A 13,780-nucleotide genomic window follows, 5' to 3' on the forward strand; every position below is an offset into this window, starting at 1 on the left:
GCAGTCAGAACTTTAGTGTTATCTACATATCGCAATAACATCAAGAAAGCGCTTAACTTGTTTTTCCCAAGTCCAATCTAGCATAAAATTAGCCGCAGCTAAACCGCGACGTTTTGATTCTTCGCGATTAGTATAAACTTGTTCCAAAGCCTCGACAACTTCTTCAACCTCAGACTCTCCCCAACCTTCTACACCGGAAAAATGATCGGTCGGTTTAACTCGTCCTTGACTCGATAAAGGATAGCAAATGTTGCTATAAATCAAATCTAAATGCCCGGTATTTGCTGATAAAATAGTAGGAATTCCGCAGGCCATACTTTCCATTGCGACTAAATTAGTGCCGCCTTCGCAGCGATTGGTGAAAACAGCGCAGTCGGCTTCTCGCAAAATTTGTCCGGCGAGGTGATTCGGAATTAAGCCGATGTCGATAAAAGAGTCAGTCGGCAAACCGTTAGCCACTAACCATTGGGCAATTCCTAAACTTCCGTCGCGGTTGATATTGGGAAGTCCGGCAACGTTTCCGGTTTGTTCGATTCCCAACATATACTGAGGCCAGAAGTTGTGCCATGTTGTTAGTAACAAAGCCTCTGGATGTTTGGCGCGAAATCGTTTGAAAGCGGCAATTACAATATCTTGGCCTTTGCGATATTCCAGTTTGCCGCCAGAGAAAATGACGAAGCGATCGCCAAATAGATTAGATTTGGGTGCAGCATGGAAAATGGCCGGGTCAATTCCTTGATTGAGCATCGCAACATTCGTCAAGCCGCAGCTTCTCAAAACATCCGCATTCCAGTTAGAACCGGCGACGATTGCGCTATATTTTTTGGCTTTTTCTAGTGCTTCTGCTGTGATTCGCGTGTCTTCAAAAAATATGACTCCGACTTGACAAGCGCTGGTAATTTGATTTTCGATTCCCGACGATTCTAAATTATTGCCTAAACCGTAAAGTATGGGAAAGTTGCAGGTAATCTGTTTGTCTGAATTTGCGGTTACTAATTCCTGAAAAGTTTTCTGCTTTTCTACTACAGGTAATAACAGCGGTTTGTGCAGGGGATTGATGGATTCTGAGGTGATGGATGGCGGTACTAAAAGTGCAACTTGCCAGGCGGGATTTCGCAGTAGTTGCAGTGTTAAATTCATGCCGTAAATTCCCCAACCGCTGGTGATGCTGAGGGGCCAACTAATGCCGATTCCTGTAATTTGCGGGGGTGTTTGTGGGGGTTGGATTTGAGGCTGAGCATAAGAATCTGCGTTACCAGGCTGAGCCTGGAAACGAGTAGAGATTAAGTGTTCTAAGGCTGCTTTTATTCGATCGCACACTCCATCCCAATCACCCGCTTTTTGCTGCCTAAACAACCGCACAGTCGGATACCAAGGGCTGTCTTCGCTCTCCAGCATCCACCGCCAATCGGGTATGAAAGACAGCAAAATCCAGACGGGTTTGCCCAAAGCACCAGCCAAGTGCGCCACAGAAGTATCTACGCAAATTACTAAATCTAGTTGCGAAATAATCGCTGCGGTGTCGGCAAAATCGACGCAATGTTCGCTCAAATCTTGAATTTGCTGTTGATTTAATAAAGTGCGATCGCCCGCTGACAAATCTTTCTGAAGGCTGTAAAAAGTCGCTCCCGCAACATCTAAAAATTGCACAAAATCGCTCAATTTACACGATCGCTGATGATTCTTGCGGTGCAGCGGGCCGCCCGCCCACACAATACCTACTTTTAGTTGATTGTTCGGTTCTAGAGAAAATTTAAAATCCTGCGGCGGAGCTAAATAAGGAATATTTGCCGGTATATTTTCCAAAGTTGTTCCCAGAATTCGAGGCAAACTTAGCAGCGGGGCGTGCACTTGAAAATCTACCAAATCGCTCGGCCGGACTCCTACTCGATCGACTCCTGCAATTCCTTCAAATAAACGCTTCAGCAAGACATGACAAGCCACCATAACTTTGCCGCCTTTTTGCTTAACTAAAGGCGCGTAGCGGATAAACTGTATCGTATCGCCCAAACCTTGTTCAGGGTGCAATAAAATTGTTTTTCCCTGCAAATCAGAGCCGTCCCAAAGTGGTTGGGCAAAATGTCTGGGTTCCATTTCTTGAGTTTGCCAGCGCGATTCGTACTCCGCAAAACCAGGCTCATAATTTCCAGTTAAAAGCAAAGCTAAGGCTAGTCTCAAGCGCCAATTTGGCGAGTTGGGACGTAGTTGAATTGCTTTATTGTAGAAGTCGATCGCCTCGATAACTTTTCCTTGTTCTTCGAGAGCGCAACCTAAATATAAATTCGTTTCGCTCAGGTTTGGATTGGTTTCTAGCGCTTGTTGGTAGTGCGAAATTGCCTCGGCTATTTGCCCATTTTCCTGTTTGAAATAACCTAAATAACTGTGGGCTTCTGCGTGGCGGGGTGAGGCGGCAATTACTTGTTCGTAGCGAGCGGCTGCGTCTGCTTTTTTACCTTGTTTTTCTAAGGCATTTGCTATGTGAAATTGCACGTCAATTTCTGTGATTGCGTTGGGAGTGATGAGGCTGGGCGATTGATTTGTTTCGCTCGCAATAACCAAGGAGCTTGTTAACTCTTGCAAAGCTATTTTTACCCGATCGCAAACTCCCACCCAATCGCCCGGTGTTTGCTGGCGAAACAGCCGCGCCGTCGGATACCAAGGAGAATCTTCGCGCTCCAACATCCACCGCCAATCCGGCATAAAAGACAGCAAAATCCATACGGGTTTACCCAAAGCACCCGCTAAGTGCGCGACAGCAGTATCCACAGAAATTACTAAATCCAGTTGCGATATCACCGCCGCAGTATCGGCAAAATCGTTCAAATTGTCGCTCAGATCGATCGCCCGAATTTGAGTTAACAAAGTACGATCGCCCGCCGACACTTCTTTTTGAAGACTGTAAAAACTTACACCCGCAATATCTAACAATTGCAGAAAATAGCTTAAATCGCTCGATCGCACAAAATCCTTCAAATGTTCCGAACTTCCCGCCCACACGATCCCAACTTTAAAGTTGCGATTCCCTACGGGATAGCTGCGCTTCACGGAATTTAGGGAAAATTGCCAATTCGGCGGCGCAGCTAAATAAGGAACATTTGCCGGTATACTTTCTAAATTTGTTCCCAGAATATGCGGCAAACTCATCAGCGGTGCTTGCACTTGGAAATCCGGCAATTCATCCATCCGAACCGCCACTTGTTGGATGCCAGGAATCTGCTTAAATAAACGCTTCAGTTCTTGATAGCAAGAAATGATTACTTTGCCGCCTTTTTGCTGTACAATTGCCGCGTATCGCACAAATTGAATTGCGTCGCCCAAACCTTGTTCGGATCGGAGCAAAATAGTTTGCCCGTTCAACTCTGAACCATCCCAAACCGGCCGATCAAAATTCAACCGCTGCATTGTTTTCGCCTGTTCTGTTTGCCAGCGCCACTCGTATTCTGCTAAACCGCGCGGCAAGTCCCCAGTCAACAGCAAGGCTAAGCTTAAATTGAAGTGAGCTTTAACACAATTTGCATCAATTTCGATAGCTTTACTGTAACACAAAATTGCTCTATCTACGTCTCCTAATTGTTCGACAGCACTGCCTAAATTAGTAATAGCTTCTACATAATTTGGCTGCAAAGATATGGCTAGTTCCAAGCTAGAAATTGCCTGTTCTAGTTTGCCCGCACGCAAGCATAATGTTCCCAGATGATAGTGTCCAGCAGGATTGTTTGGTTCTGCTTCAATTGCACGCTCGTAAAGGCGTTCTGCCTCATCTAGCTGAGATTTTGCTTGCATCGCCGCACCCAAATTTACCAGCGCTGGCACGTAATTAGAATTGACGGAAAGTGCTTGATGAAAATACGCGATCGCATTCGGCAACTCGCCCTGCTGCTGGAGTGTCGCGCCGAGGTTGTTGAGAGCTTTGACGTACAGGGGATTCAGGGCGATCGCCTTTTGAAAACAAGTTACAGCCTCGGCTATATTGCCTCGATCTTGCAGCAAAATGCCCAAGTTATTTTGCGCTTGAGCGCAGTTCGGGTCGATTTCGATCGCGCGCTGATAATACGTGGCAGCTTGGGCTAAATCGCCTGTTTGGTGCAGCGTCACTGCCAAATTAGTTGCAGTTTCTATCGAATCCGGCTGCAAAACTAAAGCATTTTTAAAATAAGCGATCGCCTCGGCAAATCTTCCTTGCGCTTTGAGAATATTTCCCCGATTGAACTGTTTTTGAGATAATTCAATATTGGTCTGAGTTTCTATTGGCGACTGCCCTTCTTGATGCTGACCAATTCTTTCTCTCAGCGCCAAAGCAGCTTCTTGTAAAACTCCTTCCCAATCCCCCGCTGTAGACTGGCGAAACAGCCGCGCAGTCGGATACCAAGGACTGTCTTCGCGCTGCAACATCCACCGCCAATCCGGTACAAAACACAGCAAAATCCACACGGGTTTACCCAAAGCACCGGCCAAGTGCGCCACAGAAGTATCTACAGAAATCACTAAATCCAGAGCCGATATTACAGCCGCGGTATAGGCCATGTCGTACAATTTAGAGCTTAAATCTGTTACGGGCATTTGCTCTAACAAAGCGCTATCGCCTGCTGTCATTTCCTTTTGCAAGCTGTAAAATTCTGCACCCGGAATATCTAACAGTTTGGACAACAAATTTAGCGGTAACGATCGCACTTTATTTTGGGAATGTTGAGAATTTCCAGACCACACAATCCCTATTTTCAAATTAGCAGTTTGGCGAATAGTACATTCCAAACCGGGCGGCGGAGCTAAATAAGGAACATTCGCCGGTATAGTTTCTAAAGTTGTTCCCAGAAGGTGAGGTAAACTCATTAGCTGCGCGCGCACTTGAAAATCCGGCGCATCCTCTGGATTAACTATTAACTCATCGATTCCCGCAACTTGTGCAAACAAGCGCTGCAAGTGCGGCAAACACCAAACAATTACCCTACCGCCTTTCTGCTTGACTAAATCTGCGTAGCGGATAAACTGAATTGCATCGCCTAAACCCTGTTCCGGGCAAAGCAAAATTGTTTTTCCCTGCAAATCTTGGCCGTTCCAAACCGGCTGCTGAAAGTTGTGGCGCGGAAACTGTTTTTGTTGCACCAGCAGCCGCCATTCGTACTCGGAAAAACCGCGCTGAAAATCTCCCGCCAGCAGCAACGCTAAACCTAAATTTAGGTGAGCTTCGGGGCTAGCGACATTGAATTTAACTGCTTGGCTGTAATAGGTGACAGCATCCGCAAATTGTCCCCGATCGTGCAAAGCACTTGCCAAACTGTAGAGGGGATTGAGATAACCGGGCTTGAGTTCGATCGCCCGACGGTAAAAATCGATCGCCTCTGCCATTTTTCCCGCTTCCTCAAAAGCTTTGCCGAGATTGTTTAAAGCTTCAGGAAAGTCAGGTTTCAGGCTCAAAGCTTGCTGGTAGCAGGCGATCGCATCTTCAATTTTGCCCTGTTTGTACAGGACAATTCCCAGATTGCAGCGAGCCTCAGCAGAGGCTGGCAATTTCTGAATCGCTTGCTGGCAAACAACTAGAGCCTCATCTAACCGATCTTGGTTTGACAGCCAACTCCCGATCGCGAGATCGGTTTGGGTCAAATCCGGTTGCAGCGTCAGAGCTCGCTCGTAGTAGGCGATCGCATCTGCAACTCGGCTTTGTCGCAGCGAGGCGTATGCTAAGTTGTGCAAGGCATCGAAATAATTTGGCTCGATCGCGATCGCGCGTTCGTAATTCGCGATCGCCCGTTCGTAATTCGCGCCCGCTTCCCCTTCCTCCCCTTGTTCCTCCAAAGCAATTCCCAAATTCAAATAAGCAGCAGCGCAATTGGGATTGACTTGAATCGCTTGCTCGTACAACCTTACAGCTTCCGCGACATCTCCTTGCTCTTCCCGCAACAGGCCCAAATTAATCAGCGCTTCCGCACAATTCGGGTTCAAATTGAGCGCCCGCTCGTATTCTGCGATCGCCTCTTCAGTCTCCCCTGCTTCCGCGAGCGCGCTGCCCAAATTGCTCGCCGTTTCCGCCACATTCCGGTCGATGAAGAGGGCTTGTCTGTAGTGCGCGATCGCCTCTGAGAGCTTGCCAGTATGCTGTTTGACAACACCTAAATTGCTGTGCGCGGCCGCGTAATTGGGTTCGATCGCGATCGCCCGCTCGTAACATTCGATCGCACCGCGAAACTGGCTTTGCTGCTGCAAATCTCGCCCCAACCGAAACTCTGCATCCGCCGAATCCGACGGCACAAATGCTGCGGAAACCAGGCAGCCCAAAGCTTGAGCCACCCGAGCGAAAACACCATCCCAGTCGCCCCGCTGATGCTGGCGGAACAGCCACGCAGTCGGATACCAAGGACTGTCTTCGCGCTCCAGCAGCCACCGCCAATCCGGCGAAAACGCCAGTAAAATCCACACTGGTTTGCCCAAAGCCCCCGCCAAATGGGCGACAGCGGTATCGACACTAATGACTAAATCCAGTTTGGCGATCGCAGCAGCAGTATCGGCCAAATCGTCAAAATGCGGACTCAAATCTACGATCTGCGTTCCATTCAACAGCGCGCGATCGGCATCGGGAACCTCTTTTTGCAAGCTGTAAAAACTTACCCCCGAAACGTCCAAAAGCGGCAGAAACTGACTTAAACTGCAAGAACGCTGCATATTTTTGCGGTGTTTTGGATTCCCCGCCCAGACAATCCCAACTTTCAAATTGCGATCGGGCAAAAGCGCAAATTCAGCACCCGCAGGCGGCGACAAATAAGCAGTATTTGCCGGTATTGTTTCCAACTTTGTACCGAGAACATACGGCAAACTCAACATCGGCACTTGCACGTCAAATTCCGGCAGCGGCTCACCTCTAACTATGAGCAAATCGATGCCGTCAACCGCTGCAAACAAACGGTGCAATTGCGGGTAACAGCCAACAATTACTCTACCGCCTTTATTTTTGACGATCGCAGCGTAGCGGATAAACTGAATCGAATCGCCCAAACCTTGTTCGGCGTGCAGCAAAATAGTCTTTCCCTGCAAATCAGAACCGTCCCACAGCGGCCGGTATTCTCTCGCCGAAACAGTATTTTCCGGCCCAGTCAAAAAACAGGAATGATTAGTTTGAAATTCTTTGATTTGCCAGCGCCACTCGTATTCGGCGAGACCATTTTCCAAATCTCCCACCAACAGCAAAGCCAAGGACAAATTCAGGTGAGCGCTAGCGTGATTTGGACTTAAATAAATTGCCCGTCTGTAGCAGGATATCGCATCTTTTACCGCGCCTTTTTCCAAAAACGTCCTGCCTAAATTGTTGATAGCTTCCACAAAATCCGGCAGCAATTCTAGAGCTTTGTGATAATATTCCAACGCATCTTCTAAATTGCCCTGTTCTTGCAACACTGTTGCCAGATTGTTGTAAGCTTCCCAGCTATGCGGCTGAATTTCCAGCGCCCGCCGGTACAGCTCGATCGCCCTTAAAAGTTCGCCCTTTTCTTGTAGCGCTACCGCTAAATTAATCAGTGCGGGCACAAAATCTGGTTGAGCGACAAGAGCTTGTTCGTAATGCGCGATCGCCTCTTCCACTTCACCTTGTTCTTCAAAAATCTGTGCCAAATTGTAAGCTGTTTGAGGAATATTTGGATCGAGGGCTAAAGCTTCTCGGTAATGCGGAATAGCTGCGTCTAACTCGCCATTTTCTTGCTTGAGAAAACCAAAATTAATCCGCGCTTGCACGCAATTTGGGTCAAGACATATGATTTGTTCGTAAAGAGCGATCGCCTCTTGCTTATCCCCTGTTTCCATTAAATGTTCTGCTTGCCGCAATAAATCCTCTAAAACAACCGAATTCTCGCCAACCGCTGCGATCGCCACAGATGTCTCAATCCCCTGCGATTGGTGGACTGCGGTGCAATTTGCTAACGCTTCGCTCGCCGCAATGACAAATTTTTGTTTGCTCTCGTCAACCAGGCTTTCGTCTGCCATTTGCAGCGCCACTGAATCGAGGGAAGCCGTATGATTAACAGTCATTGCGATCGAAACGAAGTCACACGGATCGTGCGCCGAGTCTTCGGAATAACTAGCAGTATTGGCGATCGCAAATAAACTCAAAGCCGCCTGCACTTCCTCAAACAATTCTTGCCAACTTTCCGGCTGACTTTGGCGAAAAAGCCTTGCAGTTGGATACCAAGGATTGTCTTCGCGATCGAGCAGCCAGCGCCAGTCAGGAGCAAAAGAAAGCAGCACCCAAACCGGTTTTCCCATAGCACCGGCTAAGTGCGCCACAGAGGTATCGACGCTGATTACTAAATCCAGTTGAGATATAGCAGAAGCGGTATCAGCAAAGTCGCTCAAATGCGGGCTCAAATCCGGCACTAAGTGCTGGTTCAACAAAGTGCGATCGCTCTCTGACAAGTCTTTTTGTAAACTATAAAAAGCAATTCCCTGAACATCCAAAAATTGCAGAAAATCGCTTAAACTGCAAGAACGCTGAGTGTCTTTCCGCCGTTTAGGATTCCCCGCCCAAACAATCCCTACCTTCAATTTTGCGTCAGAAGAAAGCGCAAACTTGCACTCACCAGGCGGAGCTAAATAAGGAACATTAGCCGGTATTGTTTCCAGAGTTGTCCCCACAATTCTCGGCAAACTCATCAGCGGTGCGTGAAAGTCAAATGCTGGCAAACCTTCCAAACTAACTGATAGATACTCAATGTCAGCAACTGTCGCAAACAACCGCATAAGTTCTCGATAGCAAGCCACCATAACTTTAGCGCCTCGGCTGCGAAGAATCGGCACGTAGCGAATAAACTGAATCGCATCGCCGAAGCCTTGCTCTACGTGCAGTAAAATAGTTTTCCCCTGCAAATCCGAACCATCCCAAATCGGCTGTTTAAATTGCCTCGGTTTTAGTTGCCGAGTGCGCCACCGCCACTCATATTCAGCAAAACCGCGCTGAAAATCTCCGAACAATAGCAAAGTTAAAGCTAATTCCAGGTGTGCGGTGGGGTTGTCGGGCTGCAATTCCAAGGCTCGACAGTGACAAGAAAAAGCCTCTTGAAATTGCCCCCGATCGACAAAAGCGTGTCCGAGGTTGTTAATAGCCTCCACAAAATCCGGCTTCAGTTGCAATGCTTGCTGGTAGTGTGAAATTGCTGCTTTTGTATTGCCTTTTTCGTAATAAAAGGCTCCTAGATTGTTCTGAGCTTCGGGATTATTTGGCTCTAGTTCTACAGTTTGCTGGTAGCAGTTGAAAGCTTCGGCTAATTTACCCTGCTGTTGCAAAACTGTTCCCAACCCCATCAGAGAATATGTCAATTTTGGATTGATTTGTAAAGCGTGCCGGTAACAGGCGACTGCCTCGTTTAAGTGATTTTTTTGTTTAAATAAATGTCCTAAATTGTGCGCTGTTTCGTGCAGGTTGGGGTCGAGCCGGAGCGCTGTTTGGTAATATAAAATTGCCGAGTCTATTTCGCCGATTTGCTGTTTGATCCAGCCCAAATTATTGTAAGCTAGTGCGGAATTTGGCTGTATTTTGATGATTTGTTCGTAACTGACGATCGCCCTTTGATACTCGCCTGTATCCAGCAAAACCTGAGCCTTATTTAAATGTGCTTCTACAAAATCGGGATTTTGGGCGATCGCTCGTTCGTAAAAGCCGATCGCCTCCGCAACTTTTCCCTGCTGTCTAACCGCTATTCCCAACAAACACAGCACGTTTGCTGATTCCGGCTGCACTTCTACGATCTGCCGGTACAAATTTTCAGCTTCTAACAAACGTCCCGCTTGGTGATGTTCCCAAGCTACTTTCAAAGAGTCTTCTGCACTCAGTTTTTCGGCATTTTTTCGAGATTTTTTTTGAGAAGCCATAGTTAGTTGTCTTTGCTGTTTGGGAGTTCGCTAACTTGTAATTGCCAACTGGTTCTAATTTGTTAACTATTCCTTCCTTCTTCCTTCTGGAGAGGCTGGCGAGCGAGACGCTCACACTCCTAAAAAACACTTTTTACCAAATCGAGACGCTTCCTTCTTCCTTCTTCCTGATATCCGTTACATCCCGTACATTGCTCGTTGCCGAACTTCCCTTCTACCCCAACAAACAAGCTGCGGGAAAAATCAGATATTCTAAGAAAAACAACTTCCAGATAAACTGATAAAATGCAGCAATTTCTATTTTATCGTCCAAATCAACTTTGACACTCCAAAACCACATCAAACCCAAAGCCACCAAATGAGAAACTGCCAGAAACACTAAATTAACATTAGACAATACGACTGCTCCCGCTAAAGTCGCGCCCAAATAGCAAACCGTCAACACCCAGCGAGATAAATTAAAGACGGCCGGCTTGCCTAGCTCAATCGTAAACGTAGTAATATTGTATTGCTTGTCGCCCTCCATGTCGGGGATATCTTTAAAAATGGCGATCGCAAACGTAAACACCACAACAAAAACCGTCAGCACCCAAACTTCCGCAGGAATCTCAAAAGACACACTCTTCAAACTCCAGCCCGAAAAAGCGCTTTTCGCCCTTCCCAAACCCAACACCCAATTAAAGTGCAAAAATAACCCTAAATTTACGATCGCGCCCCGCACCGTAAAAATGCACAGCGCCGCCCAAAAAGGAAACCGCTTGAGCCGAATTGGCGGCAGAGAATAAGCAGTCCCGATCGCCAAACTAATGCCAACTGTAGCCAGCAAAAACGGGCCTTGCAAAACAGCAGTCAAAATTGCTATAATACCCGTAGTGGCAACAATTAATTCTCCCGTTTTCTGAGAAAACACTCCCGAGGCGATAGGCAAATACGGCTTATTGATTTTATCAATTTCCACATCTTCTAATTGGTTCAATCCCACAATATAAATATTGCCGCAAATGCAGGACAACCAAGCAAAAGCTAGGGGCCAAAATACAGGATTCACAAACAACCGGGCGCTTTGGGCGATCGCGTACAAAGCCAGCACGCTCAACGTAGTTCCCACAATTGTGTGGGGTCGAGAAAACTCCCACAATGCCCTCACCCAGCTTTGCGGAGCCGAGCCATTTTTATCAATCCAAGACTTGCCAATCGAATCGTTGCCCATAAATCACACAAACGCACCAAACAAATAATATTCTGTAGGGTGCGCAATGCGCACCTTACTCATCAACTCCAAACTCAAAACTTCTCCGATCGATCCCTGTTATTTTACACCACAAATCAGCCCGAAACGAATCAATCCGCGCTGATATCCGCGACTCATCAATCCGAGAGCAAGTGCAGCTTGAATCGTCGTCCAACCGCTCGTCAGCAAACCCCAAATCGCGCTCGGAGTAAAAGCAGAATCGATCACCACATCCCAAAAAGGAGCAACAGCTTTTGACCAATCCGCGCTGCGAATACTTGTCAAAGGCAAACTGCGGACAATATCCTCGTATTCCGGCAAAGAAATCACGTAAGGCAAAGCATAAACCCGGTAAATTTCTGCCAACTCCTTTCTCTCTTCATCAGTTAATTCTCCCGCCGTTTCTCCCACTGGGCGGTGACACCAAGTTGCCAAAATCAAAGTTCCTCCCGGCTTGAGCACGCGGCAGCATTCCTGCAAAAACTTAATTTTGTCGGGCATATGTTCGCCGCTTTCGAGCGACCAAACCAAGTCGAAGGACTCGTCAGGAAAAGGCATATTCAAAGCATCTGCTACCAAAAAGTTAACATTGCTTTCGATCCCAGCAATTTTAGCGCGTTCCGTCGCTCTGTTGGCTTGTACCGGACTCAGAGTAATCCCGGTCGCTGTAACGCTAGCGCCCGTTTTATTTGGTTCGGGCGAAAAGCTAAAATCACGATCGACCCTGCCATCCAACTTTAAATTATTTTGAGCGATCGAACTAAACTTTTCGGTCAAATACAGCGTGCTGCCGCCGATCCCGCAACCGACATCGAGAATGCGGTAAGGTTCACAGAGTGCCTTCTCTGACGGCACTCCAGCCCAGCCCAGCAGTTCTTCTATCAAATCTATCTGAGCCTGTCGGCGCTCTTTTTTCAAATTGCCATCCGGGCCGTAGTAACCGTGGTGCATATGTTCGCCCCACACCTGCTCCCACAAACCGCTAGAAGCGTCGTAAAGTTGCTGAATTTGCTGGTAAAGTGTTGATGTCATCGCCGGATCGCAAGTTATTAAAGGAATTCTACCGTTATTTTCACGATGTTGTCATCTTTTGCGATTTAGTTCGATCGGTCTCCGGCATTCGCCCGACAGAGATGTCCTGATTTCCAGCCCGACGATCGATTTGTGGGTTGCGTCTAAAACCTCAAATCCAAAATCGATTTGTGGGTTCCCTCTCAAATCTCAAATCGATGTGTGGCTTCCCTCTAACAATCTAAAATCTAAAATCTAAAATCTAAAATCGAATGACTGTCTCGCGAACCATTTGCTTGGGATTTCTCGCCGTCATCACCGCAGGTGCTCTATTACTGATGATGCCCTTTTCCACAATTGATGGAACTTGGAGCGATCCAATAACAGCACTGTTTACCTCTACTTCCGCTGTCTGCGTCACCGGCTTGTCGGTTGTGGATGTCGGAAAATATTACTCTTTTTGGGGGCAACTGTGCCTACTTTTTCTCGTGCAAATAGGAGGCTTGGGCTACATGACAGCCACCACTTTCTTGCTGCTGTTATTAGGCCGCCGTTTTGGCTTAAAAGACAAAATTGCCCTGCAACAATCTCTCGACAAATCCGGGCTAGCCGGCGTAGTGCAACTCGTGAAGTCAATTCTAGCAACAACCGTTTTGTTTGAATTAACTGGAGTCTTTTTGCTGATGTCGGTTTTCGTCCCAGAATACGGATTTAAAGAAGGTGTGTGGTCTGCCGTATTTCACAGCGTTAACGCTTTTAACAACGCCGGCTTCAGCCTCTACTCAGATAGTTTTACCCGCTACGCCAGTTCGCCTGTAATTAACTTGACAGTCGGCGGTTTGATCGTAATGGGGGGCATCGGCTATCAAGTAATTATGGAAATGTACCTGTGGCTGCGCGCTCGCTTCAACAAAAGCCCGGTATGCACAGTTTTTTCCCTAAACTTCAAAGTCGTTACCAGTACAACTTTTGTCCTTTTAATTTTAGGGATGCTAATCTTTTTGGTGCTGGAATACAACAACCCAGCAACTTTCGGCCCTCTAAATTTTCCGCAAAAAGTGATGGCAGCTTGGTTTCAATCTGTTACTCCCCGCACCGCCGGATTTAATACAATTGACATTGGCAAAATGAGCGACGCGGCGCTATTTATGACGATCGCCCTGATGTTTATCGGCGCCAGTCCCGGCAGCACCGGCGGCGGCATCAAAACCACAACTTTTAGGATCTTGTTTAGCTGTACCGCAGCAGTTCTCGAAGGCCAAGAAGATGTGCAGTGCTATCAGCGCCAAATCCCGCCAGCAATGATTTTGAAAACCATTAGCGTAGTCTTCGGTTCCCTGTTAGTCGCCTTCGCATCTGCAATTTGCATTCAGCTAGCCAATCCCGAACTAGAATTTCTCCAAGTGCTTTTTGAAGCAGTGTCAGCTTTTGCCACTGTCGGTCTTTCCACAGGGATTACAGCCAAGATTTCATTGGTCGGAAAACTGGTTTTAATTGCTACAATGTACGTAGGTCGGGTTGGCGTACTCCTGCTGATGAGTGCCGCTGTCGGCGACCCCAAACCCAGAGCTTTTAAATATGTTGAGGAAAGTTTGTTGGTTGGATAAAAAATTCCTGCCTTGTTGCTGATAATCTAAACAATGGGTAACAACCCAAATCAACTTTTACTATTTAGTCACAAATCAAAAG

The 13,780-nt window shown here is 47.2% G+C and carries 4 protein-coding genes; 1 reads left to right on the forward strand and 3 read right to left on the reverse strand.

Features of this window, described 5'->3' with window-relative positions; all coding sequences use genetic code 11:
- Positions 1-18 precede the first annotated feature (18 nt).
- From QUA02_RS02065 to QUA02_RS02075, 3 genes are all read right to left on the reverse strand, one after another.
- Positions 19-9,849, reverse strand: coding sequence for a tetratricopeptide repeat protein (locus QUA02_RS02065; RefSeq protein ID WP_333024913.1), 9,831 nt, complete (start codon positions 9,847-9,849; stop codon positions 19-21).
- A gap of 214 nt (positions 9,850-10,063) precedes the next feature.
- The gene (locus QUA02_RS02070; RefSeq protein WP_333024916.1) at positions 10,064-11,059 is read right to left on the reverse strand and encodes a homogentisate phytyltransferase; all 996 of its coding nucleotides are present in this window, start codon (positions 11,057-11,059) and stop codon (positions 10,064-10,066) included.
- Positions 11,060-11,158: 99 nt separating this feature from the next.
- Positions 11,159-12,112 (reverse strand): methyltransferase domain-containing protein, encoded by a 954-nt coding sequence (locus QUA02_RS02075; RefSeq protein ID WP_333024918.1) that lies wholly within the window; start codon positions 12,110-12,112, stop codon positions 11,159-11,161.
- Positions 12,113-12,363: 251 nt separating this feature from the next.
- Between QUA02_RS02075 and QUA02_RS02080 the strand changes: the two genes are divergently transcribed.
- Entirely contained in the window at positions 12,364-13,698 is a 1,335-nt protein-coding gene (locus QUA02_RS02080; RefSeq protein ID WP_333024920.1) for a TrkH family potassium uptake protein, read from the forward strand.
- Positions 13,699-13,780 lie beyond the last annotated feature (82 nt).

This window comes from Microcoleus pseudofavosus SVA1_A4, assembly GCF_036700565.1.
Lineage (GTDB): Bacteria > Cyanobacteriota > Cyanobacteriia > Cyanobacteriales > Microcoleaceae > Microcoleus.